This window comes from Paenibacillus sp. JNUCC 34 (genome assembly GCF_058269055.1).
Window position 1 is genome coordinate 1,248,836 of sequence record NZ_CM177770.1, and the last position, 23,966, is coordinate 1,272,801.

A 23,966-nucleotide genomic window follows, 5' to 3' on the forward strand; every position below is an offset into this window, starting at 1 on the left:
TTTAGTCCTATTGACACGATTTATCCAGTCATAGAAGCAAGAACATTGCTAACTTACCCTGCATACAGTGGATTGTAAAACAGGGCAAGTTTGCCTAAAGAGAGAGGAGGTCTGTTTATGATCTCGTCTGTAGAATTAAATCAGATCATTGAACGAATTGGAGTATACTGTCCCTGGTATGTCCAGTGGCACGGATCTCTCCAGAAGAATAAGAGAATTGAATTTGAACAATTGCCACTAATAACCGCTCCTGTTTTGGAAAAGTATTACTATTCATCTGGAAATCCGCTTAACAGCTTGGACGGACTATACAAGTACCGTACTTCCGGCACGAGCTCAGGCAGGCGCAAAGCCATTTATTATTCAGAGGCAGACGAAGCGGCATACATGAAAATCAAGCTGGATGTGTTCCGTACAATTATAGGCTCGGCCGGTTACCGAACCGCTCTGGCGGATATGGGAACGGGTCATGCGGAAGCGACGGCTACCCTAGTGTTTAGACAATTGGGGATGGAGGTTACGTCAATTCCCTATACCTTGCCTATTGAGCAGCATTTGGCTCGATTGCAGAGCCTTCAGCCGGAAGTGCTCTACACAATGCCATCCATTTTGGATCGTATATTGCTATCGTCCGAGCATCCCGAGTCGTATGGAATCCGTCATGTCATTCTCGTAGGGGAGATGGCCCCGGCTGGCTGGATAAGGCGAGCGGCGGAACGTCTGGGCATTGCTGTGGAGCGGATTACAGATACTTACGGTTCTATTGAAATGGGGACGTTGGCTTATTACTCGCCCCAATATGGACGTTATTTGCTAACCGAAGGTCTGATTGCTGAAGGAGTCGGGACGGATGTGCTCGGAGAAGGATTAGAGCCGTTACCCGAACAGGAACAAGTACTCGTTCTGACATCGACGGTAAGGGAGTCTTTCCCTGCGCTTCGTTATGTGACTTATGACGTGGTGCGGGATTTGCGTCCCATCATCGTGGATGGTGTGGAACGAATGAGCTTTAAGAGCCTTGTCAAACGGATCGGGCCGGATTTGAAGCATGGCGAAAAAATAAGTATTTACGATATTGAAGATGTTGTAAATCGGCATATGGGGCAATTAAGCAGCGTTCGGGTTCATATGGATGGAAATGAACTTAAAGTGGTTGTGTATGTTGTGGATGATAGGAACTGCTCAGACGGACACGATGGCACGGATGAGCATTATAGTATAGCTGAATATAGTAAAAAGAACGGATCAGTGGAGTTCAATGAAAAGGACCATACGGATGAAGATAAGGCGTCGGAACGGCTGCTGGTGACCATTCGGCAAGAATTGGAGGAACGAACACCGGAGATTGGGGCGATGATTTCTTCAGGAATTCTCGGCCGGATTCAGGTCGTGTACGGCAGCTTTCATGATGAAGAGCAGCGGAGCAGGGTGAAACACAAAAAAATTTATTATGACAAAGTTGAGGGGTCTTGAATGAAGCTTGAAGGAGGAATTGTTGACGCGATTGGCGGTACACCTCTCATTCGATTATCGCGATTGTTTAGCGGGGAATCGTTTGAAGTTTACGGAAAGTTGGAGGGAATGAATCCCGGAGGTAGTGCCAAGGATCGGCCCGCGCTCTATTTGCTGAAGGAAGCGATCCGCCGCGGCGAAATTACGGAGGATAGTGTCATAGTAGAATCCAGCTCAGGGAATTTGGCCATAAGTTTGGCCCAGCTATGCCGCTATCTGGGTTTGCGCTTTATATGTGTTGTTGATCCGCGGACGACTGAGCAGCATAAGAATATCATTCGCAGTTTCGGCGGGGAAATCGATCTCGTAACCGAGCCTGATGAGCAGACGGGAGAGTTTCTGCCGGCCCGAATCCGTCGGGTCAGGGAGCTGGTCGAACAAATTCCGAATGCCTATTGGACGAATCAGTATGGGAATCTGGACAACAGTCTGTCTCACACCGAGATGACGATGAGGGAAATTTACGATCAGCTTGGTTCTGTCGATTATTTATTTTGCGGTGTCAGCTCCTGTGGTACGATTCGAGGCTGCTCGGATTTTATCAGGTCCATGAGGCTGAGTACAAGAATCGTGGCGGTGGACGCGGCAGGAAGCGTTATTTTTGGAGGAACAAAAGGCGCTCGTCAGTTTCCGGGTCTCGGTGCAGGCATCGTTCCGGGGCTTTATCATCAGGGGATTGCGGATGAGGTACAGTATGTGTCCGATCGGGACTGTGTTGAGGGCTGCCGTCAACTGATTAGCAGTGAATCCATCTTGGCAGGTGCATCATCCGGCGGTGTCATTTCAGCGATACTTCGCATGAAAGTGCATATTCCGAAAGGAGCTGTATGTGCAGCAATCCTGCCAGACCGTGGCGAACGGTATATGGATACCATATATAACGATGATTGGGTGCAACGGGAGCTTGGCTTCGCCCCTCGTTTGCCATAGGAGGAGTAGTCTATGCTGTACCTGAACGACAGCCATATTCAGGAGTTAGGAATAGATTGGCATGTGTTGACTGGCATCATTCAGGATGTTGTCCGGATTGAGGATGAGGGTGACTGCGTACATCCGTTAAAGCCATATTTAAGATTCAGAAATCCGGAAAATCGGATCATCGCAATGCCAGCTTATGTGGGAGGGAGCTTTAACCTTGCCGGGATTAAATGGATTGCAAGCTTCCCGCAAAACCATCTCCATGGACTACCAAGGGCACATAATACGATAATTTTAAACGATACGGCAACGGGGGAGCCGCTAGCTTTCCTAAACAGCGGACTGCTTAGCGGACTCCGAACGGCAGCCGTCAGTGGTGTGATGCTTAAAGCCTACGTTGAGGCTCGGCAGACCGCAGGGATTAGGCTTGGGATTATCGGCTGGGGGCCAATTGGCCGACTCCATCTTGATATGTGCGCTGCGATCCTTGGTGAGAAGCTGAAGCAGATTACCTTGTATGATCTGAGAGGAATTGATCCGGCAACCGTTCCCGCCGAACTGCGGAATATTACGATTATAGCTGATGATTGGCGTATCGCATACCGTCATGCCGACATCATCGCTACCTGTACTGTATCGGCCGACCGGTACATCGATGAGGTCCCGAAGGAGGGAGTGCTATTGCTTGGCATATCCCTTCGCGATTATAAACCCGAGTGTGTTGCACATATCAAAACGATCGTAGTTGACGACTGGAATGAAGTTTGCCGTGAAAATACAGATGTGGAGCAGTTGCATCTCAAGTATGGATTGCAGTCATCGGATGTCTGTACGCTCGCAGATGTCGTATGCCGTGATGCACTCATGCACAGAGGGACGGAAAACACGGTGTTTTTTAACCCGATGGGTCTCGCGATCTTTGACATAGGGGTCGCGGGTTATTATTGGGGTGAGGCTCGAAGGCTTGGCAGTGGCGTGAAGCTCGATCAAGGGGAATAAATCTAGACATAACGGGAAGATTATTGTTATAATGAGACCAATTCATTCCAAGAACTGTGAGGTAACCTATACGATGAAGTAAGACACCCTTTCTTTCGACAACTGCAAGCGTTAATGCAGGCGTTTTCTCTACGGCGGTAGAGGGAGAGATTTGGTGTGTCTGAAAAAGATGATACGGTGAACTTCGTTCGTATGAATCGGCGAGATTTGATAGGGATAATTGCTTCTTTTGGTGTACCAATGAAGCGGCTGTGTGTGGAATGAACAGCCCGTGTACTTATTCCCTGTGACCTCGTACTTATTTCAGATATACACTTTTCCAATCATCCGCCGCAGACAATCGTCTGCGGTTTTTTCGTGAGTTTTCACATGGAAAGGATGAGGAATATGACCATCATATTAAAAGCTTCAGATATTAGCATTGAGCTGCAAGGAACTCCACTATTTTCAAATATTCAATTAGAGGTGGCTGAAGGCGAGCGGGTTGCACTCTTTGGCAGGAACGGCTCCGGGAAATCAACTCTTTTGTCCATATTGACGGGTGATCGTGAACCAACGACGGGACGTGTTGAAGCACGTTTACCACGCAATCGCTGGGGCTGGCTCAAGCAGCAGGACCTGCCGGAAGATGATTTGTCGGCGCTCGAAACGGTACGTCGTGGAAGTAATGAAGTGTTATGGCGCCTGAAGCATGAATTGGCCGATTTGGAACAACAGATGCAGCAGGCTAATCAGGAGCAAGGGGAAGAATTGCTTATAAGATACGGTCAGCTGCTCGACGAATACGAGACCGAAAACGGTTTTCAGTGGGAAACCGAGGTTGAGAAAGCGATGACCATGCTCGGGATTCATTCTGAGCTGTGGAACGTTTCATTCCGCGAATTAAGCGGGGGGCAAAAGACCCGGGCTCAACTCGCAGCCTTGTTAGTATCAGAGCCGCAGCTGCTTCTGCTGGATGAACCGACCAACCACTTGGATGGGGAGAACCTTCTGTGGTTGGAACAATGGCTGCTTTCTTATAAAGGAACCGTCTTGTTTGTATCTCATGACCGGGTATTCATGGATAAGGTAGCTACAGCAATATGCGAGTTAACCTCCGAAGGTTTGAAACGGTATAAAGGAGGGTATACCGCATATCGTCAAGAGAAGGAAAGAGAATTGCGGGAACAGGAGGCGCTTCACCGCAAACAGGAGCTCGCCCGCAAAGCGTTGGAGGAATCCATCCGGAGATATCAAGAGTGGTTTCATCAAGCGCATAATTCCGCCGGGGATCAAAACGAAGTGAAAATCACAGCGAGTTTCTACAAGGCTAAAGCGAAAAAGAACATTTCCCGTTATCATGCCAAACAAAAGGCACTTGAACGTCTTGAAGCTGAGGCAGTGGATAAGCCGCGGAATGATCCTAAACTCAATATGAAGCTCGGCGGGGAAACGTTGGGTGCACGAATGCTGATTCGTGTAGAGGATCTAAGTTTTGGCTATGGAGACGGGCTTCTTTTTAACAAGCTTTCTTTTCAATTGTCCCGCGGTGACCGTTTGGCCGTTCGTGGTCCTAATGGAAGTGGCAAAACAACGCTACTCAAGTTGCTGATGGGTGAGATCGAGCCGTCTGAGGGTAAGGTGGTACATCATCCGGCATTAAAAATCGGGTATTTTTCGCAGGAGCTGGAAGGATTAAATTTGGAAACGACCCTGCTGGACAGCCTACTGGTACTCCCCGACATGACGCAAAGCCGGGCGAGAACGCTACTGGGATGCTTTTTGTTCAGTCGGGATGATGTATTCAAAAAGATAGGCGATTTAAGCATGGGTGAGAAATGCAGAGCGGCCTTTTTGAAATTGTACTTTAGCGGCGCGCATCTTCTGGTGCTTGATGAACCGACCAATTACCTCGATGTGGATACCAGGGAAGTGATTGAAGCGGTGCTTGGAGATTACCCCGGCGCCATTGCGCTTGTATCCCATGACCGTTTTCTGGTTCAAAAGCTGGCGAATCGACTGCTTACACTGAACCCGGAAGAAGATCCCGTATGGTTTGAAGGTAGCGCAGAAGAGGAAGAGGAACAGCTGTCTCGAAGCCATGTTATCAGGGGGGACAGTCAAAAGGAAAACCGCCGGATGGAGCTGGAGTTCCGGATTCAGGAGCTTTTGGAAACCACGCCGGACAGCAGCGATAAAGAAGCCGAGCAATTGTTGGAAATACGTGCGTTGCGACAAGAGTTGAAACAGCTATATGGCTAAACTTCACCGCATCATGCTTGGGAATGAGCCAAGCATGATGCGGGGTCATTGATTCACTGATGTTATTTGTTCATTAGTAATCGAGTTTAGGAGATGACAACAATGACTGTAGATGAAATCGTGAAACATATTAGCAGTGAACTTGAACATGTACCTGGAGTGGTTGGCATCGTTCTTGGCGGATCAAGAGCCAGGGGAAACCATAGGTCGACCTCAGATATCGACATCGGTATTTATTACGATGAAGAGGCTGGGTTTGACATCGAAGAGATAAACCGTGTAGCTGAAAAATTGGATGATAGGCAAAGAGAAAATTTAGTTACGCCTATTGGGGGTTGGGGCCCATGGGTAAATGCCGGGGGATGGCTTGTTGTTCGGGGGCATCATGTCGACCTGATTCTTAGAGATATGCACAGAGTGTCGAAGGTCATTGATGATTGTTTGTTAGGAGAAGTATCAACACATTACCATGCAGGACATCCGCATGCTTTTTTGAATGTGATGTATATGGGGGAAATCTCGATCTGTAAAGTGCTGGTGGATCCGATAGGGAAAATACAAAACCTAAAGGTGAAAACGACACCTTACCCAAAAGCATTGCAGGATGCGTTGATCGGATATTTCAGGTTTGAAGCATCTTTTTCTTTGATGCACGCTGACAGCAGTGTTAACAAAGATGACATCTCATTTGTAGCGGGCTGCTGCTTCCGGACGATATCCTGCTTGAATCAGGTGCTGTTCGCAAAGAATGAGGAATACTGTGTAAATGAGAAAAAGGCGGTGGCCTTGGTGGATAGCTTTCAAATGAAACCGAGGGATTATAAGCTGTGGATTGATAAAATCATGACGCTTCTATCATCAGAGCAAGACTATACTAGAGAAGGTGTAGATATGCTTGGTCAGCTTGTTCAAGAAACTGAAATGCTGCTGGATCAACACTGATCCACAGGTTTCACTTCATGAACTGTAAAAAAGGCATATGAACTTGTCATGAGAGGCAAAATTGAATATAATATAGACTATATATGCTGAAAAATGTAAATGCGTAGATGGAGAAGAGTAAGCAGTGCCTCTTTACAGGGAGGAGACGCCACAGATTGAGAGCGTTTCTATGGAAACAGGCTGTTGAAGTTCGCTCCGGAGCAGTTCCCTGAACGCGGTTTTGGCTGTTCAGTAGGGGATAACGGGTTCCGACACGTTATGTCGGTTAAAGTGAGCATGCGGCTGATGGCTGCTGAATAACGGAAGTTGTTCGGGTTATGTATTAGCGTGCTAACAAGGGTGGTACCACGGTCTTTTCGTCCCTTTCGGGAGAAAAGGCCTTTTTTTGTTGAGTTGAACTACTTTGTACGTCACTGAGATGAAAGAAGGGGGCATGAGAGGCCATGAAAGAAAAGTTGGAAGCATTAAAGCAGGAGGCATTGGCCCAACTGCAGGAGGTAATAGATCCGCAAAGTTTGAATGATCTGCGGGTCAAGTACTTGGGGAAAAAAGGTGCATTGACTGAAATTTTAAGAGGGATGGGATCTCTGAGCGCTGAAGAGCGTCCGGTTATCGGCCAGGTCGGAAATGTAGTGCGGGGAGCCATCGAAGAACTTGTTACAAGTAAACAGGAGGCTTTTCAGCGTAAGGAAACCGAGGAGCGCTTGCGCGCGGAGAAAGTGGACGTTACACTGCCAGGACGCAAGCTTGCTCAAGGCGCTGTTCACCCGCTCAGCAGGGTTGTTCAAGATATCGAGGACATTTTTATTGGGATGGGATACCGTGTAGCGGAAGGTCCAGAGGTAGAGACTGATTATTTTAACTTCGAAGCGCTCAATCTTCCCAAGAACCACCCGGCACGTGATATGCAGGACTCCTTCTATTTAACTGAAGATCTGCTGATGCGTACACAGACGTCGCCGGTTCAGGCGCGGACTATGCTGGACATGAAAGGCGAAACGCCTGTTAAGATTATATGCCCTGGTCGTGTATTCCGTCGTGATGATGATGATGCGACACACTCCTTCCAGTTCCACCAAATTGAAGGGCTTGTCATTGGACGCAATATCCGTATGAGTGATTTGAAGGGTACCCTGCTGCAATTCGTACGCGAAATGTTTGGGGATAACACGCAAATACGTCTTCGTCCGAGCTTCTTCCCGTTTACTGAACCAAGTGCAGAAGTGGATGTATCTTGTGTGAGATGCGGTGGCAGCGGCTGCCGTGTATGTAAGCATACAGGATGGCTGGAAATTCTGGGCAGCGGAATGGTTCATCCGAAGGTACTGGAGATGGGCGGATATGATCCGGAGCAGTACAGCGGTTTTGCCTTCGGGATGGGTGTTGAACGGATTGCGATGCTGAAATACGGTGTAGATGACATCCGTCATTTCTACAATAACGATATGTCATTCTTGAAGCAGTTCGCACGGATATAACTTTAAACAAAAGAAGGAAGTGAACGGTCATGAGAGTATCAACGGAATGGTTATCCCAATATATTTCTCTGGAAGGCGTATCGGCTGAAGAGCTGGCAGGCCGCATCACCTCGGCGGGTATTGAAATCGACGTCATCGAGGATCGCAATCAGGGAATTAATAAAGTAGTTGTTGGATATGTAAAGAGTAAAGAAAAGCACCCTGATGCGGACAAGCTGAACATTTGTATCGTGGATGCTGGACAAGAAGAAGATTTGCAGATCGTGTGCGGCGCTAAAAATGTCGATGCAGGTCAGAAGGTGCCTGTTGCTATGGTCGGCGCGAAGCTTCCTGGAGGATTGGATATCAAAAAAGCGAAGCTGCGCGGCGTACTTTCACAGGGCATGATATGTTCCGCGAAAGAGCTTGGTATGAACGATAAGCTGCTCCCTAAAGAGTTGCAGGAAGGAATATTGGTACTTCCGGAAGGAACGGAGGTCGGTGTGCCGATTGTAAATGTGCTTGGACTTGATGATCAAGTGCTTGAGCTGGATTTGACTCCGAACCGTTCTGACTGTCTTAGCATGTTGGGAGCTGCTTATGAGGTGAGTGCGATCCTCGGAAGAGAAATCACTCTCCCTAAACCTGAAAAGGAACTGGTAGAAGTTAGCGATCCAGCGGCAGATCATATCTCGGTATCCATTGAGGCCGGGGAGCAGTGTCCTCATTATGCTGCGCGTTATATTACAGGGGTTAAAGTGGGAGCTTCGCCGCTCTGGATGCAGAATCGCTTGATGGCTGCTGGCGTTCGCCCGATCAACAATATTGTTGATATTACCAACTACGTCATGCTGGAATACGGGCAGCCGCTGCACGCATTCGATGGTGATCAATTGGCTGATGGTTCTGTACTTGTCCGTATGGCTCAAGCCGGTGAAACGATGACGACACTTGACGGCCAAGAGAGACGCCTGGAGCCGCATATGCTGGTCATTACAGCAGGCGGTAAACCTGTAGCTCTGGCAGGCGTTATGGGTGGACTGGATTCTGAAGTGACAGACAATACGGTAAACATTTTCCTGGAATCGGCAAAATTCGATGGTGGAACGGTTCGCAAAACTTCCCGTCAGCTTGGCCTCCGTTCTGAAGCAAGCTCCCGTTTTGAGAAAGAAGTAGATTCGGCCAGAGTCATTCCGGCACTGAATCGTGCGGCCGCTTTAATGGCCAAATATGCCGGAGGAACTGTGCATCAAGGGATCGTAGAAGCTGGAGCAGCTGATTCTAAACCGAAAGTGCTTGAGCTTTCTCTTGAGAAGTTGAACTCTTATCTAGGTACAGACCTGTCTCAGCTCGAAGTGAAAACGATCTTTGCCCGGCTGCATTTCGCATGTGGCGACGCGGCTACCGACTTAATTGAGGTGGAAGTTCCAACTCGGCGCGGTGACATTCAGTTAGATGTAGATTTGATTGAGGAAATTGCCCGCCTTTACGGATACGACAATATTCCGACAACTGCAATTGAAGGACCAACGACACCGGGTGCGTTGACGAAATCCCAGGCTATCCGCCGCGGCATCCGTCGTATGTTGACTCACGCTGGATGGCAGGAAGTGCTTGGATACTCCTTCATTCACCCTCAGCAGTCGGAAACGTTCACGTCACTCGGAGATGGAGGAAAAGCGGTGAAGTTGGCGATGCCAATGAGCGAGGACCGTGGCGTACTCCGTACGAGCCTAATTCCACAGCTGCTCGATATCGCTGTTTATAATGCTAACCGCAAGCATCCGGATCTTGCATTGTTTGAAATCGGAAATGTATTCCATACACATGAAGATACATTGACAAAACAGCCGCTGGAACAGCCTGTGCTAGGACTTCTCCTGACAGGACGCCTTGGAAGTAAGCAGTGGAATGTACAGCCTGAAAAGGTTGATTTCTTCGATCTGAAAGGTGCGTTAGAAACGGTATTTGAAATGCTTGGTCTGGATGGCGAGCAGATCACTTATGCGGCTGACCAGCCTGACGGCTTCCATCCTGGACGTTCTGCATCCGTATATGTTCAGAACGGAAGTACCAAAGTGAAGCTTGGAACACTCGGCCAGGTTCATCCTCAGCTTCAGCAAGATAAAGATCTCGAAGATACGTATGTAGCTGAAATTTTGCTGGATCCGCTTTACGAACTCGCTAACAGCCGCGTACAATACCGTGATCTTCCGCGATTCCCGGCTATGGAACGAGATTTAGCGGTAGTAGTCGATGAAGTGGTAGAAGCGGGATCGCTGATCCGAGTTATCCGCGAACATGCAGGTGAGCTGCTTCAGAATGTACAGGTGTTTGATGTCTTCACCGGCAGCAAATTGGGTGAAGGAAAGAAGAGTGTCGCTATTTCTCTCACGTATCGTCATCAGGAACGGACGCTTACTGATGAGGAAGTTGCGGCAGCAAATGAAAAAGCAGTTCAGGCGCTGGAACAAACTTTTGGCGCGGAATTGAGAAAATAGAAGGAATTGGGGAAAGCCGCATCGAATTACACATTCGATGCGGTTTTTTTTAGGATAAGAAAGTATAAACACCGGAGTAAAATAAGATATCTTGATAGTCAGGAGAACAGACTTCCTGATCGACAAATATACATCAAAATACGGTCTAGCTTACTTTGAGTTCGTCTAGAAAGACTTTCTCATATATAATGTAGAAAGAGGAAAGACCGTAAAGACACCTTAGAATCAACACACAATTGAAGGAGGGCACAACAGTGACTACACCGGATCGTACACGTGTTACCGTAGAAATTTACGGAACTTCCTATAAACTAGTTGGCAGCAGCAGTGATTATATGAAACAGGTAGCCAATTATGTCGATGATCGTATGCGCACTATATCGAAGGCTCATTCCCGTTTGGATACGCCTAGGATTGCCGTACTTGCTGCTGTGCATATGGCTGAGGAAGCTGTTCAAATGCAGCAGTTCCAGAACGAGGTTAAACTTCTTACGGCTGAACGGAGTGAACTTCGCTCCGAATTGGCCCGTATTCAAACTTTGCAATTAGAGCAGCAGGAATCATACCAGAAGAAGAACGAAGAGCTTGAAAGCAAACTTAATGAACAGACACTGCTTGCATCAGAGCTTGGAACCGTGAAAGAGAATTTAACTGCGGAATCCGAGCGTATGAAAGAGCTTCTACAAAAAGAATCTGCGCGGGTGGCAGATATCCAGAAGGAGAAACAGCAGCTGGAGCAGAGACTTACCCAACAGAGTAGTGATTTGGAGAAGCGTCATAAACAGGCTTTGGAGGAAATGAAGCGTCAGCATGAAGCGCAGATCCAGCAAATGCAAAAAAATCATGAGCAATCCACAGAGCAACTGGAGCAAAATTACAAGCGTTCTGCCCAACAGGCGGAACAGAAGCATGCTCAATCCGTTCAACAACTGGAGCAGAACTACAAGCAGTCTTCTGCACAGCAGGATGAGCATCATAAAACGGCTGTTCAGGCCTTGGAGAAGAAACTCACGGAACAACAAAGTAACGGGAACAGTCTGCAATCCCGTCTGACTGTAACGGAGAAAGAGCTTTCCGTACTAAAGGGAGAGTCATCTAAACTGAAAGAGAATCTTCAGCGTACACGGCAGCAACTTGAAAGCTCAACGAAGGAGCTGCAGACTGCCAAGGTTAAGGTAGAACAGTTGACTGGGGAGCGGGATTCTTTGAAGCAGGAGGCTGTAAAGTCGGAAGAAGAACGACGCCGGCTTCAGAAGCTGGTCGTGGATGCGAACCAAAGTTCCCGAAAGCTGCATGATGATATTCAACGTCTAAATGCTGAGGTCAAATCCTGGACTACACTTGCTGAGCAGCGTAAAGAAGAAATCGGAGATTTAGAAATGCGCATGGTTGAAGCGCTTGAGGTTTCTGAAACTTTAGAAGAGGGTATGAAGACACTTCAGGAAGAATTGAATGTTCTGAAGGACGAAGCGGAGCGTGATGCGGCCCGGCGTCAGTCATCCGAACAGGAGCGGAGTGAACTTCAACTCAAAATCGAAGAGCTAGAGAAAGTTAGCCACGAAGCTTCGACTAAGGAGGATGAGACCCGTAAACTGTACGCCATGCTGGAAGAAGAATATGATACGGCATCTGCTCAGTTGGACCAGCTTCGCAAGTCTGCATCTGAACGAGATAACCGTGAACAAGAATACAGTGAGCTTCTAAGGTTGGCAGAGGAAGAGTTGGCTGTATTCCGCAGTAAGTACGAAACTCTGGTCAATGAACGGGAACAATGGGAGCAGACGGAGACTGATCTGAAAGAGGAGATGGACTCCTGGCGTCAGGAAATAGCAGCGTCTCGTCAGACATGTGATCTGCTAGAAGATGAGAAGAAAGCCACTTCCGAGGAGCTTTCTCAGCTAGGTGAGCAGTATGAGCTGGTAATGCATCAACACCGGCTGCTGCAAGCAGAAATTGAAATCCAGCGTGAGAAGTCAGACAAGCTGGAGGAGGAACACCGGAAGCTTCAGGAAGAGTATTCCAAGCTCCAGGTTGAATATAATGAATGGATTGAATTGATTGAGCAGGATCACCGTTGACACCCGAGAACCTTGTCAAGGGAAGCATTGCTGTGAAATTCGTTTCAGGATAAAACAAACCTCCAGATTCACAAGTGACTTTCCCTTGGAATTCTGGAGGTTATTATCATGCTTATGATCGAAAAGAGGTGTTCTACTCTTCGATAATAAGTTTGGAGATCATTTTTGTATGTCCTGGACCGCACATGATGGAGCAGGAGATATCGAATTCGCCTGTTTTATCTGGTGTTACAACAGCTGTATCATTTTTGCTGTCGAGTTGCAGGTTGAGTACAGGAATCAGTACACCATGATTGCCTTCTTCATTTTTGAAAGTGACCTTTACAGGAACACCTTTTTTAAGTGTGTACTCAGCTTGATCAAACTGGTAGTTTGATGCGCTAATTACAAGCTCTGCTTCAGGCTCGACACCTGTATCTGTTACTCCGGTTCCGTTGGTTGGAGTAGCTTCTTTATCTCCGCCGCAGGCCGCCAAAAGAAGAAGCAGCATGCAGGATGCGATAAATGCAAGCGTTTTTTTCATATCATCTTCTCCCAACTATTAATATTTTGTGTCAATTACTTCTATATGATAACGTAAAAAAATGGTTTGTGAGCAGAAATGAATATGAATAATTAGTGAACTTACAGGAATAGAAGAGACTGCTCTTGACATGAACAAGCCCCTGTTCATAAGGAACAGGGGCGTTGTTTTTTGAAAGCCAATTTATTTCTGTTCGCTTTTGGTCTCATCGAAAGGCCAGGCGATAGGGATGAACAGGTCAATGATTCCAATGACGAGTGCGGCAAGAAGAGCTCCCAAGACCGTTACTCTGACATGGGGAATAAGGAACTGGGCAACGTAAATGACCAGCGCACTGATCAGAAAACCGACGATTCCCCGTCCAAATGGTGTGACCCGTGTCCCGAACACACTTTCAACAATCCAACCCAAACCAGCAATAATCAGAGCCAGCATCAGGGCGCTAACAAATCCGCCAACGCTGAATTGGGGAACGATCCACCCGACAAGCATTAGAACAAGGGCGGAAACGATAAATCGAACGACATGCCCGAGAAACTGCATAGATCGTACCTCCTTATATGCTGCAATCATGCGCAAAATTATTTTGTTCAGATGTACTCTGAGTTATGTGTGGAATGATTTATTGAAATAATCCCTATAAATGGCGAAAATTCAAGGTCTCGGCTATAATAAAGGCATTGATTGAGAGGAGTTGTGAACTTCTTGGATGACAAGATTTTGCACACGTTGGAATATCGGAAAATTTTAAATACATTGTCACAATACACCCAAACTTCCATGGGTAAGACAACAACAGAACAGCTGAAGCCATCGGTTCAACTAGACGACGTTAAACAGCTGCTAGCGGCAACTGATCAGGCCTACACGATAGACCGGTTGAAAGGAAGCCCATCGTTTGGCGGAATAACGGATATTACAGACTCGCTGAAACGTGCCCGGATCGGCGGGACACTCAGTCCGCATGAACTGCTGGCTGTAGCGAACACCATCATGGGGTCGCGCCGACTAAAGCGATTTATTGCGCAGATCCATGAAGACGAACCTGTTGAAATAATATATAATCTGAGTGATTTGATTTCGGAACAAAAATCGTTGGAAGATGCCATCAAGGCATGTATAGACGAAAGTGCCGAAGTTATGGACTCGGCTAGTCCGGAACTGTCTCAAATCCGTCGTGAACTGAGAAATGGAGAGGTACGTATCCGTGAAAAGCTCGACGGTATGATTCGCTCACAGTCGGTATCCAAGATGCTGCAGGATCAACTTATAACGATCCGGGGAGATCGTTTTGTTATCCCGGTAAAAGCGGAATATCGTTCTTATTTCGGAGGGATTGTACATGATCAGTCCGGATCGGGAGCAACTTTGTTCATTGAACCGGAGTCCATCGTAGCAATGAACAACAAGTTGCGTGAGACGCGTATGAAAGAAGAACGTGAAATTGAAGTGATTTTACAAAAATTAACCGCCCTGGTTGGCGATCAGGCCGATCTGCTCAGTATCGATATCGATATTACCGGTCAGCTTGATTTTATCTTTGCCAAAGCGCGGCTAGCTCATGTCATGAAGGCTTCCTTGCCGCGTATGAATGACCGTGGTTATTTGAAGCTTAAAAAAGGCCGACATCCGCTTATTCCGATCGACCAGGTCGTTCCGATTAATGTGGAATTGGGTAACTCATACACGTCCATCATCGTTACTGGTCCGAATACAGGTGGTAAGACCGTTACGCTCAAAACAATTGGATTGCTCAATCTGATGGCGATGTCCGGAATGTTCATTCCGGCCGAGGAAGGAAGCCAGATGTGTGTGTTTGATGCAATTTACGCAGACATCGGTGATGAGCAGAGCATTGAGCAAAGCCTAAGTACCTTCTCCAGCCATATGACGAATATTATCCGGATCTTAAAAAATATGACTCCGAAAAGTCTGGTGCTGCTAGATGAGGTCGGTGCGGGAACGGATCCGGCTGAAGGGTCAGCGTTGGCTATAGCGATTCTGGAGCATATTCACCGGATGGAATGCCGGATGATTGCCACAACCCACTACTCTGAGTTGAAGGCATATGCTTATGAACGAAAAGGAATCATTAATGCCAGCATGGAGTTTGACATTAATACACTGAGTCCAACCTACCGCCTTCTGATCGGTGTTCCGGGTAGAAGTAACGCTTTCGCCATTGCAGAACGACTTGGACTTCCAGGGATGATTCTGGATTATGCCCGCGGCGAAGTGAAAGAAGAAGATCAGCGCGTAGAGCATATGATTGCATCTCTTGAAGAAAATCGTCATGCTGCTGAGACCGAGCGTATGAAGGCAGAGGTTCTTCGTAAAGAAATGGAGGACCTGCGAAGCCGACATAATCAAGAACTTGCAAAGCTTGAGGAACAGCGGGATAAATGGGTTGAAAAAGCCCGTCAGGATGCAAAGAAGATTGTGGATAAAGCCCGGAGTGAAGCAGAAGATATTATTACAGATCTGCGCAAACTCGCTCAAGAAGAGGGTGCATCGGTTAAAGAACATAAACTTATTGCGGCGCGAAAGCGTCTGGATGAAGCAGAGCCTGAGCAGAAACGGAAGACAGCTGGAAAGCGCAGCGCCATAGAGAAACGTTCGATCGAACCTGGTGACGAGGTTATGGTATACAGCCTCAATCAGAAAGGCCATGTCGTTGAATTGGCTGGCCCTAAAGAAGCTCTTGTCCAGCTGGGCATTATGAAGATGAAGGTATCTCTGGATGATCTGGAGCTTGTGTCTGCTCCGGCATCTGCTAAGAAACCCCAAGGTCAGCGTCATGTTACAACACTGAAGCGTACCCGAGACGAAAATATCCGTAAAGAGCTTGATCTTCGCGGGGCGAACCTGGAAGAAGCTCTCATTGAAGTGGACCGGTTTATGGATGAAGCATTTTTGGGCAATCTGGGCCAAGTTTCCATTATCCACGGCAAAGGGACGGGAATTTTACGGACCGGTATTCAGGATTATTTACGGAAGCATAAGCATGTAAAAACCTACCGTCTTGGAAATTATGGGGAAGGCGGAACGGGGGTTACAATTGCGGAACTGAAATAACGCAATTTATTAGGAACCGATGGTTTCTCTAACTCGTATACAACTATAGTATCTGCATTACGGCCGGCGAACCGTTTAATTTAAGGTGATGCCGACTTCGGGGAGGAACGCGGGGAATGATGGAGAGTATTGATCAGCTGTTGGCACACCCGGTGGGTGTGCTTCTCGGCTATTTCTCGGTTGCGATTTTAGCGTTGATCGTATATTTGTCCTTCTTTGAGATGGTCACAAAATACAATTGCTGGGATGAAATTCGAAAAGGAAATGTTGCTGCAGCGATGGCTACCGGCGGCAAAATATTCGGCATATGTAATGTAATGCGGTGTAGCATTGAGTCCAATACATCCGTTTATGATATGATCAAATGGTCTTTCTTTGGATTCATTTTGCTGTTAGCCGCGTATTTACTGCTCGAGTTTTTGACACCGGTGTTTTCAGTAGATGAAGAAATCGGTAAAGATAATCGGGCGGTTGGATTGATTGTTCTGATCATTACCGTGTCCTTGTCATATGTAATAGGCGCGAGCATTATGTAAATTTTGGAGGAACATGGCCATGAAATATTTACCGCGGGTGTTGTTCGCGGCAGCTTTGATCTTTTTCCTGTCAGGCATTGTATACTTGATGTGGAATTAATGTATACGGTCTTTTTGGATCGTTTGAATAATGAAAGGGATGAATGAGTTTATGGAACCAACTGTATGTCCATGGTGCCAGACTGAGATTGTATGGGACGAGGAGATGGGTCCAGAAGAGAACTGTCCGCACTGTGATAATGAATTAAAGGGCTATCGTACGCTCAGCGTCTCACTTGATGAGGAAGATGAGGAGAATGGGCATCAGGAAGAGTTTGATGAGTCTTATAATGATTTTGATAGCAACGACATATTAAACAAACCGTTCTGGGGATCTGAAGATGAAGCCGTACCAGCTATACGAACGTTGGACAAGTATGGGGAAGCCCATGATCTCATGGCATACGAGGAGTCTGTGGAGCAGGTGCTGGATCATCAGGATGAGACACCCGAATGCTTCCATTGCCGGGAATATATGATGCTCGCGGGAACACAGCGTGTAAGTGGAGAAGGTTTTGATCCTGCATTAATCCCATTCATGAAGGGGCCTTTGCTGAAACCTCCATTTAATATGAATGTATATATTTGTTCAGGATGCTTTCAGGTGCAGTATAGTCTGACAGAGGACGACCGTCTGCGGTTGATTGAAGGGTTGACGAAAAGCAAATAATGATAGGTAGGTAGTAGGAAAGGGCAGCCAAAAGCTGCCCTTTTTTGTGCAAACTTTTAACAATGGGTTTAAAGGAATAAGTGACCAATTCCGATTTTTAGGTTATGAATCATTCCGAGGTTGGGCAACTTAACCTGGAATAACAAGTCGGCTGCTGAGGAGGGCGAGTTTATGAAAGCGCCTAAGGACCGCCAGGTGGTTCTCTTGTTGGCGGTAAACGGTATGTTTGTACTGGCCGGCGCATTGTCGGGAACTTTTCTGAACATATATTTTTGGAAAAGCAGACAGGATTACTTGATGATTGCCTGGTTTACATTGGCGCAGCAGATCGCGCTGGGACTGACGTTTTGGATTGCGGGCAAGTGGGTGAAGGAAGGCAATAAAATGAACGCACTTCGGTTAGGAATAGCCGTGTCAGGTTTGTTTTATTTGTTTATTCTGGGTACCGGACAGAATGCGGTTCATTATATTTGGCCGCTTGGCCTGCTGTTGGGAACGTCTCTGGGATTGTTTTGGCTTGCATTTAACGTTGTTTATTTTGAGGTGACAGATGCTGGAAATCGCGATTGGTTCAATGGCTGGGTCGGTTTGCTTGGATCTATGATCGGAATATTGGGTCCGTGGGTATCAGGCTGGCTGATTACATTGCTGCATGGTGAGAAAGGGTACCGGTTAATCTTCACCATGTCCATGGTTATATTCGGCTGCACAGTCCTGCTCAGTTTTTTTCTGAAAAAGAGAGAAGTCAGCGGCAAATATGATTGGATTGAAGGGATCAAACGATTAAAGGAAGTTGACGGAACCTGGCGCTTTGCCATGGGCGGGTTGGTCATGCAGGGCATTCGAGAGGGCGTATTCTCCTTTCTCATCTTTCTACTTGTGTATTCGGCAACAAGCCGGGAAGCCAAAGTTGGACAATTTATGCTCATCACATCTGCAGTATCACTGGTCAGCTACTGGGCTGCAGGTAAATGGTTTAAGCCTGCTTATCGAAGCTACGGAATGCTGGTGGGGGCCATAATTATGCTGCTTGTGATCTTACCGCTGCTGTGGAAGGTAAACTACACGACCCTTCTTATTCTGGGCGTAGGCACATCTTTATTTATACCATTGTACATGCTCCCGGCGATCTCGGTCAGTTTTGATCTAATGGGAACGAATCGCAAAAATGCGGAGAAAAGAGTGGAGCTTGTTGTCGTAAGAGAAATCAGCCTGATGGTCGGAAGAATAGCAGGTCTTCTTATATTCATCAGCGTGTTATCTTTTCGGCAGGATCCCTTGACCGTCACGCTGCTGTTGTTAGTGTTGGGCATGTCACCTATAGGAACTTGGGTGTTTATGCGAAAAGTTATGAAAAGCCGGCAGCCAGCTGCTTAATAAAGAAAGCCTCCGTCAGCAAAACTGCGGAGGCTTTCTTTTCACTTTCCTTTTTTAATTACATGAAGCATTAGTCTTTAATGAACGGGTTAGAGAGAACCAATTCAGCTCTTCAGGCTCGCTGCCATTAGCCGCTTCCGCAAGTAGATCGGCAGCTAACATGCTGTACACAGTCCCACTGCCGCCATATCCCTCAATAAAATAACTGTGAGGGAAATGGGGATGCCGGCCAATGAGAGGAATTCCATCCTGAGTTGAAGCGAAAATACCGGCCCAAGAACAAGCCACTGAAATTTTACCTAATTCGGGAAAAAGGTCATGGACATCCTTCAGAAGTCGTTGGCTGCGGATTGTAAGATTCACATCAGGACATCCAGACTCATGAAGTGGTTCATCCAGTCCACCTGCCATGATCCGGTTATCCAGTGTTGTGCGCATATAAAGATAAGGACGACTTGTCTCCCAAATTAAGGCGCGTTCATACCATGAGGATAAATCCTGTATCGGCTCGGTCATGATTGCATAGGTACTTTTCAGGGATGCAATGCTGTCTGGCTTCCACTCCTGTGTCTCATACCCGGCAGCCCAGATCAGAATCCTGGCGTGGATGCTACCGTGTTTTGTTTTTACAGTGGCGCCCTTGTCCGAGTATTCAATGTTCTGGGTACCACTGTGCTCAAATACCCGCAGTCCTTGGTGGACAGCGTCACTGACGAGCCCGTTTACCAGCTTATACGGATTCACTTCAGCATCCCTCTGCGTATATAAAGCAGCAGGTTTGGAAAACGGAAAATGTGACTTAATGGTTTGTCGATCCCAATACTCGACGTTAAAGCCGTGGCGAGTAAGTGTATCGTACTCATTACGTATTTTTCCCGCATCCTCCTCCGTGCTGGCATAATAGAGACTGCTGCGATGCCTGAATTCCGTATCGACAGAAAGGCTTCTGGCGATTTCAGACAAGCGGTTTACTGCTCTTTTACACATTCTGTAAAAGCCAGTTCCTTTATGCTCTCCGAGCGTTCGGATAAGCTCTGTCAATGTATCATCATTCATAAAGTGAAGAAGTCCGGTGTTGGCCGAAGTGCTGCCTTTTCCGATGCACCCTTTTTCAAGCAGAATTGTATCTGCTCCCTGATTGGACAAAATATAAGATACGAGCGCACCGCTCATACCACCTCCTATGACCAGCACATCACAAGAGAGATCGCTCTCCAGCTGAGAGAAGCTCTGAATATCTTGGCCGCTCCATGGCGTATTGCCTCCGGTTAACTTCATGAAATGCACCTTCCCGTATATAGACTTCGAAGTGAACTCATTACACTGTATCCTCAGTATGATCTTCCTTCAGACATTTATTGCGTGACATAGAAATAAACGAACAAGCCATACTACATATGTACACCTAATATGGAAGGGGGATAATAAATGAATACCATGCCATCCAATAACCAACAAAAGCCTCTTACTTCGAAGGAATTGGATTACATCGTCGATTGTATTTCTAATGAGAGCTCGCTCGCCAAGCATTGTGCTGCAACAGCGGCATCCATTCAGAATCAGACTGTACAGCAGACAATTATGGGATTTCTGCACAAGCATGAAAACCACATGGATACATTGATTCAAACGCTACAAAGTCATCAAGGCGTTGCACCTACCCAGTCTCAGTAAGATTCCATCAAATAAAAAATTTTTAGGAGGAAGTTCATATGCCATCCCAAAATGAGGGTTCCTTCCTGCCGGAAGAGGATCTGCTCAACACCATCTTGGATGGGTTGAAACGTACTGTAAGTGAATACACAACAGCAACGACGGAATCAGCATGCCCGACCGTTCGCAGCATGTTCAGCAATTTGACTGCCGAAACGCTCAAAATGCAAGGGGAAATGTACCAACTGATCGAACAGCAGAGTCAGTATGCTGCTCCTGTGCCTCATGCCATGAAGAGTGATATAGATAAGCAACTGCAGGAGATGCAAAACACAGTTCAGCAAACTCGGCAGCTCATAAGTCAAAAAACATCCGGACTGGCCCCTACTTCACATACTCCTAATGTACCTATGCATCAGTCCAACGTTCAACCTACACATTAATATGTAGCCCGAGTACCGAATTTCAAAGTATAAGAGGAACCGACTATCTAACGGCATATGCCGGAAGGCAGTCGGTTTTTTTTGCACAGACCGCCCGAATTATTGTAATATAGGTATTAATCTCTTTACAGGAATCGGCTGTGACCGAATTGCCTAAAATAAGCGCTGGAGGACTACGAATGGAAGAGCTAAGCGAATTGAAATTGAAAGTGCTTGACCTGTTGAAAGAGGACGCGAGAAGATCTCCGGCTCTCTTGTCTACTTTGCTCGGCGTACAGGAAGAGGAAGTAAAGGTCGCAATTGCGGAACTGGAAAATGACAATGTTATCGTAAAATATGCGACGATCGTTAACTGGGGCAAGGTGGAGGAAGAAAAGGTCACCGCACTCATTGAAGTGCAAATTACACCAGAGCGCGGGAGAGGCTTTGAAGGAATTGCAGAGCGAATTTATTTGTTTCCTCAAGTGAAATCCGTATATTTGATGTCAGGGGCGTATGATCTCCTTGTAGAGGTAGAAGGCCGTAATTTGAGAGAGGTTGCGAACTTTGTGTCTGAGAAGTTGTCACCAATTGACTCGGTGTTGTCGACCAAAACGAATTTTATTCTTAAAAAATATAAACAAGACGGGATTATCTATGAAGAACGTCAAGAAGACAATCGTCTCCTGATCTCGCCGTAAAGGAAGAGTGTGTATGATTGTGAACGAAGAGCATCTTACAGAAAACAACAGGAAGCCGATGGATTCCTATTTGGCACCATTGGTTCGTGAAATTCAGCCATCCGGTATTCGTAAGTTTTTCGATTTGGTAAGCGGCAATAAGGATATAATTACTCTTGGTGTAGGTGAGCCTGATTTTGTAACGCCATGGCATGTTCGTGAAGCATGTGTGTATTCGCTGGAACGTGGATTTACTGGATATACCTCGAATGCAGGTATGCCTGAGCTACGTGAAGCGATTGCCAGATACCTTCATGACAGCTTTCACGTATCCTACGATCCGAAGGATGAAATCATCGTTACGGTCGGCGGAAGTGAAGCCATTGACTTGGCACTGCGGGCACTTATCGTTCCAGGAGATGAAATTCTCATACCTGAACCGTGCTATATTTCCTATTCACCGATTACGTCCATCGGCGGAGGGGTTTCTGTTGGGATTGAAACGACCGCGGAGAATCATTTTAAATTGACGGCTGAGGCGCTTGAAGCCAAGATTACGCCGAAATCTAAAATATTGATTTTGAATTATCCTAGCAACCCGACAGGCACAACGATGACCTATGAAGACTGGCTTCCAATTGCCAAGGTTGTAGAGAAGCACGATTTGATCGTGATTTCGGATGAGATCTATGCTGAATTGACCTACGATGGAAAACATGTCAGCTTCGCATCGATTCCAGGAATGAAGGATCGTACCATTTTGGTTAGCGGCTTTTCGAAAGCTTTTGCAATGACCGGCTGGAGAATGGGTTATGTTTGTGCTCACCCGGATCTGATCAGTGCTATGCTGAAAATACATCAGTATACGGTAATGTGTGCACCTGCTATGGGACAAGTGGCTGCGCTTGAAGCACTTACCAACGGTATGGAGGAGAAGGACCGGATGGTTGAGTCCTACAACCAGCGCCGCAGACTGATCGTTCAAGGCTTGTGTGATATCGGATTGGACTGTCACGAGCCGCAGGGGGCGTTCTATGCTTTTCCAAGCATTAAACGTACCGGCTTGTCGTCGGATGAATTTGCCCAGCGTCTGCTGACGGAAGCTAAAGTTGCCGCTGTTCCAGGTTCAGTATTTGGACTTGGCGGCGAAGGTTTTATCCGTTGTTCTTATGCGACGTCGATTTCTCAGCTCAGTGAAGCTTTGGAACGTATGGGTAAATTTGTGGAGAAATTAACTTGAGAAGAAGATAGTTGTTTCATTTCCTTGAATTAACAAAAATTTTACTTTTCATTACAAATATCTATGTTATAATTTTATTTTGGGAGCATTATTTCACTTATCCAAGGAGGGATTGCCAGTGTATTGTGATTATGAATTGTCGCCATACCGTGGTGATTTTGTAGCCGAAGGCCAAGGTCATGGTAAATGGTCAATTAAATCAGCTAAATCCACTCCGCAGGATATTTCCTTGGAAGAAGAAATTCATATGCTCCGTCGTAAAATGGAACAGATTTTTTTGCAAGAGCAGTCTTTTACTTCGGAGATCGTAATCGAGATCAGCAGTTTGCTGGACTTAAAGATCAACGAGTATATGAAGGCACACCCGAAGAAAAAATTATAAAATGTAATTATACAAAAGGAGACCTGATTAGGTCTCCTTTTTGTTTTACTGAGCGAGATTCATCTGTACATCAAGTTATGTTATAGTGAAGCATAACCAAAATTGAAGCCTGGTCTATAGGGAATAACAAGGCTGGCTATAAACGGAGGAATGAAAAATGAAAGTATATACAAAAACCGGAGATAAAGGTGAAACGTCAATTATCGGCGGCCGTGTGCCTAAAGATGATCCGCGCATTGAAGCCTATGGAACGATAGATGAACTGAACAGCTTTACGGGGCAGGCAGTCTTTTTGGCACAAGAGGCTGGTTTTGAGGAGCTTCGCGAACAACTGCTGCAGATACAGCACGAGCTGTTCGACTGTGGATCGGATCTCGCGTATGCGAAGCATAGTGAGGACAAATACAAAGTGAGCGGACCGCTGGTGGAGAGACTAGAAGAGTGGATGGACCAATTTGAACTGGAGAACCCGCCGTTAGAGCGGTTTATTCTGCCTGGTGGCTCTGCTTTGTCTTCAGCACTTCATGTGTGCCGGACGGTATGTCGCCGTGCTGAGCGGCTCACTGTGACGCTTGCGCGAACGACTGAGATCAATCCTGAGGTACGTATGTACCTGAACCGCCTGTCCGACTACTTCTTTGTTACATCACGTACGGCTAATGTCCGAGCCGGTGTGCCGGATGTGGAATATGTACGTAGCGGAAAGGTGTTCCGATAATAT

Annotated in this window: 21 protein-coding genes and 1 other annotated feature; of the genes, 18 read left to right on the forward strand and 3 right to left on the reverse strand. The window is 46.7% G+C overall.

The window, feature by feature from the left end; translation table 11 throughout:
- Positions 1-117 precede the first annotated feature (117 nt).
- The 8 genes from AC2TF5_RS05720 (at position 118) to zapA (ending at position 12,648) form a co-directional block, all read left to right on the forward strand.
- Positions 118-1,473: an AMP-binding protein gene (locus AC2TF5_RS05720; protein WP_491301244.1), complete on the forward strand. Its 1,356-nt coding sequence runs from the start codon at positions 118-120 to the stop codon at positions 1,471-1,473.
- Complete coding sequence (sbnA, locus tag AC2TF5_RS05725; RefSeq protein ID WP_491301245.1) at positions 1,474-2,442, forward strand: 2,3-diaminopropionate biosynthesis protein SbnA; 969 nt, start codon at positions 1,474-1,476, stop codon at positions 2,440-2,442.
- Positions 2,443-2,454: 12 nt separating this feature from the next.
- The gene (locus tag AC2TF5_RS05730) at positions 2,455-3,429 is read left to right on the forward strand and encodes a 2,3-diaminopropionate biosynthesis protein SbnB (RefSeq protein ID WP_491301246.1); all 975 of its coding nucleotides are present in this window, start codon (positions 2,455-2,457) and stop codon (positions 3,427-3,429) included.
- A gap of 387 nt (positions 3,430-3,816) precedes the next feature.
- Complete coding sequence (gene abc-f / locus AC2TF5_RS05735; protein ID WP_491301247.1) at positions 3,817-5,670, forward strand: ribosomal protection-like ABC-F family protein; 1,854 nt, start codon at positions 3,817-3,819, stop codon at positions 5,668-5,670.
- A gap of 102 nt (positions 5,671-5,772) precedes the next feature.
- Entirely contained in the window at positions 5,773-6,612 is an 840-nt protein-coding gene (locus AC2TF5_RS05740) for a nucleotidyltransferase domain-containing protein (RefSeq protein WP_491301248.1), read from the forward strand.
- A 95-nt stretch (positions 6,613-6,707) separates the two neighbouring features.
- Positions 6,708-6,979 (forward strand) — a binding site (T-box leader).
- 76 nt (positions 6,980-7,055) lie between these two features.
- Positions 7,056-8,090, forward strand: a complete 1,035-nt coding sequence (gene pheS, locus AC2TF5_RS05745; protein ID WP_491301249.1) for a phenylalanine--tRNA ligase subunit alpha — start codon at positions 7,056-7,058, stop codon at positions 8,088-8,090.
- 29 nt (positions 8,091-8,119) lie between these two features.
- A complete protein-coding gene (pheT, locus tag AC2TF5_RS05750; protein ID WP_491301250.1) occupies positions 8,120-10,570 on the forward strand; it encodes a phenylalanine--tRNA ligase subunit beta in 2,451 nt (816 codons plus the stop codon).
- 254 nt (positions 10,571-10,824) lie between these two features.
- Entirely contained in the window at positions 10,825-12,648 is a 1,824-nt protein-coding gene (gene zapA / locus AC2TF5_RS05755; protein WP_491301251.1) for a cell division protein ZapA, read from the forward strand.
- 133 nt (positions 12,649-12,781) lie between these two features.
- Here the strand turns inward: zapA and AC2TF5_RS05760 are convergent, their stop codons facing one another.
- Positions 12,782-13,171, reverse strand: coding sequence for a cupredoxin domain-containing protein (locus AC2TF5_RS05760; RefSeq protein ID WP_491301252.1), 390 nt, complete (start codon positions 13,169-13,171; stop codon positions 12,782-12,784).
- 183 nt (positions 13,172-13,354) lie between these two features.
- Positions 13,355-13,714 (reverse strand): phage holin family protein, encoded by a 360-nt coding sequence (locus AC2TF5_RS05765; RefSeq protein ID WP_491301253.1) that lies wholly within the window; start codon positions 13,712-13,714, stop codon positions 13,355-13,357.
- 162 nt (positions 13,715-13,876) lie between these two features.
- Between AC2TF5_RS05765 and AC2TF5_RS05770 the strand changes: the two genes are divergently transcribed.
- From AC2TF5_RS05770 to AC2TF5_RS05785, 4 genes are all read left to right on the forward strand, one after another.
- Positions 13,877-16,246: an endonuclease MutS2 gene (locus tag AC2TF5_RS05770; protein WP_491301254.1), complete on the forward strand. Its 2,370-nt coding sequence runs from the start codon at positions 13,877-13,879 to the stop codon at positions 16,244-16,246.
- A 116-nt stretch (positions 16,247-16,362) separates the two neighbouring features.
- Positions 16,363-16,782 (forward strand): DUF350 domain-containing protein, encoded by a 420-nt coding sequence (locus AC2TF5_RS05775; RefSeq protein WP_491301255.1) that lies wholly within the window; start codon positions 16,363-16,365, stop codon positions 16,780-16,782.
- Positions 16,783-16,933: 151 nt separating this feature from the next.
- Positions 16,934-17,491, forward strand: coding sequence for a hypothetical protein (locus AC2TF5_RS05780; protein WP_491301256.1), 558 nt, complete (start codon positions 16,934-16,936; stop codon positions 17,489-17,491).
- A 171-nt stretch (positions 17,492-17,662) separates the two neighbouring features.
- Positions 17,663-18,868, forward strand: coding sequence for an MFS transporter (locus AC2TF5_RS05785; protein WP_491301257.1), 1,206 nt, complete (start codon positions 17,663-17,665; stop codon positions 18,866-18,868).
- 54 nt (positions 18,869-18,922) lie between these two features.
- Here the strand turns inward: AC2TF5_RS05785 and AC2TF5_RS05790 are convergent, their stop codons facing one another.
- Positions 18,923-20,146, reverse strand: coding sequence for an NAD(P)/FAD-dependent oxidoreductase (locus AC2TF5_RS05790; RefSeq protein ID WP_491301258.1), 1,224 nt, complete (start codon positions 20,144-20,146; stop codon positions 18,923-18,925).
- 150 nt (positions 20,147-20,296) lie between these two features.
- Between AC2TF5_RS05790 and AC2TF5_RS05795 the strand changes: the two genes are divergently transcribed.
- From AC2TF5_RS05795 to AC2TF5_RS05820, 6 genes are all read left to right on the forward strand, one after another.
- Positions 20,297-20,542, forward strand: a complete 246-nt coding sequence (locus tag AC2TF5_RS05795) for a hypothetical protein (protein ID WP_491301259.1) — start codon at positions 20,297-20,299, stop codon at positions 20,540-20,542.
- Between the two features lie 38 nt (positions 20,543-20,580).
- Entirely contained in the window at positions 20,581-20,964 is a 384-nt protein-coding gene (locus AC2TF5_RS05800) for a spore coat protein (protein ID WP_491301260.1), read from the forward strand.
- 179 nt (positions 20,965-21,143) lie between these two features.
- Entirely contained in the window at positions 21,144-21,644 is a 501-nt protein-coding gene (locus AC2TF5_RS05805) for an Lrp/AsnC family transcriptional regulator (protein WP_491301261.1), read from the forward strand.
- Positions 21,645-21,657: 13 nt separating this feature from the next.
- Entirely contained in the window at positions 21,658-22,863 is a 1,206-nt protein-coding gene (locus AC2TF5_RS05810) for an aminotransferase class I/II-fold pyridoxal phosphate-dependent enzyme (protein WP_491301262.1), read from the forward strand.
- A 118-nt stretch (positions 22,864-22,981) separates the two neighbouring features.
- The gene (locus AC2TF5_RS05815; protein WP_491301263.1) at positions 22,982-23,245 is read left to right on the forward strand and encodes an aspartyl-phosphate phosphatase Spo0E family protein; all 264 of its coding nucleotides are present in this window, start codon (positions 22,982-22,984) and stop codon (positions 23,243-23,245) included.
- Positions 23,246-23,402: 157 nt separating this feature from the next.
- Positions 23,403-23,963: a cob(I)yrinic acid a,c-diamide adenosyltransferase gene (locus tag AC2TF5_RS05820; RefSeq protein ID WP_491301264.1), complete on the forward strand. Its 561-nt coding sequence runs from the start codon at positions 23,403-23,405 to the stop codon at positions 23,961-23,963.
- The last annotated feature ends 3 nt before the right edge of the window (positions 23,964-23,966 follow it).

Coding starts and splice junctions, on each gene's coding strand:
- abc-f (WP_491301247.1), top strand. CDS start 3,817: ATGACCATCATATTAAAAGCTTCAGATATTAGCATTGAGCTGCAAGGA.
- AC2TF5_RS05790 (WP_491301258.1), bottom strand. CDS start 20,146: ATGAAGTTAACCGGAGGCAATACGCCATGGAGCGGCCAAGATATTCAG.
- AC2TF5_RS05785 (WP_491301257.1), top strand. CDS start 17,663: ATGAAAGCGCCTAAGGACCGCCAGGTGGTTCTCTTGTTGGCGGTAAAC.
- AC2TF5_RS05720 (WP_491301244.1), top strand. CDS start 118: ATGATCTCGTCTGTAGAATTAAATCAGATCATTGAACGAATTGGAGTA.
- AC2TF5_RS05765 (WP_491301253.1), bottom strand. CDS start 13,714: ATGCAGTTTCTCGGGCATGTCGTTCGATTTATCGTTTCCGCCCTTGTT.
- AC2TF5_RS05805 (WP_491301261.1), top strand. CDS start 21,144: ATGGAAGAGCTAAGCGAATTGAAATTGAAAGTGCTTGACCTGTTGAAA.
- sbnA (WP_491301245.1), top strand. CDS start 1,474: ATGAAGCTTGAAGGAGGAATTGTTGACGCGATTGGCGGTACACCTCTC.
- AC2TF5_RS05775 (WP_491301255.1), top strand. CDS start 16,363: ATGATGGAGAGTATTGATCAGCTGTTGGCACACCCGGTGGGTGTGCTT.
- AC2TF5_RS05810 (WP_491301262.1), top strand. CDS start 21,658: ATGATTGTGAACGAAGAGCATCTTACAGAAAACAACAGGAAGCCGATG.
- pheS (WP_491301249.1), top strand. CDS start 7,056: ATGAAAGAAAAGTTGGAAGCATTAAAGCAGGAGGCATTGGCCCAACTG.
- AC2TF5_RS05800 (WP_491301260.1), top strand. CDS start 20,581: ATGCCATCCCAAAATGAGGGTTCCTTCCTGCCGGAAGAGGATCTGCTC.
- AC2TF5_RS05760 (WP_491301252.1), bottom strand. CDS start 13,171: ATGAAAAAAACGCTTGCATTTATCGCATCCTGCATGCTGCTTCTTCTT.
- AC2TF5_RS05730 (WP_491301246.1), top strand. CDS start 2,455: ATGCTGTACCTGAACGACAGCCATATTCAGGAGTTAGGAATAGATTGG.
- pheT (WP_491301250.1), top strand. CDS start 8,120: ATGAGAGTATCAACGGAATGGTTATCCCAATATATTTCTCTGGAAGGC.
- AC2TF5_RS05780 (WP_491301256.1), top strand. CDS start 16,934: ATGGAACCAACTGTATGTCCATGGTGCCAGACTGAGATTGTATGGGAC.
- AC2TF5_RS05795 (WP_491301259.1), top strand. CDS start 20,297: ATGAATACCATGCCATCCAATAACCAACAAAAGCCTCTTACTTCGAAG.
- AC2TF5_RS05820 (WP_491301264.1), top strand. CDS start 23,403: ATGAAAGTATATACAAAAACCGGAGATAAAGGTGAAACGTCAATTATC.
- AC2TF5_RS05740 (WP_491301248.1), top strand. CDS start 5,773: ATGACTGTAGATGAAATCGTGAAACATATTAGCAGTGAACTTGAACAT.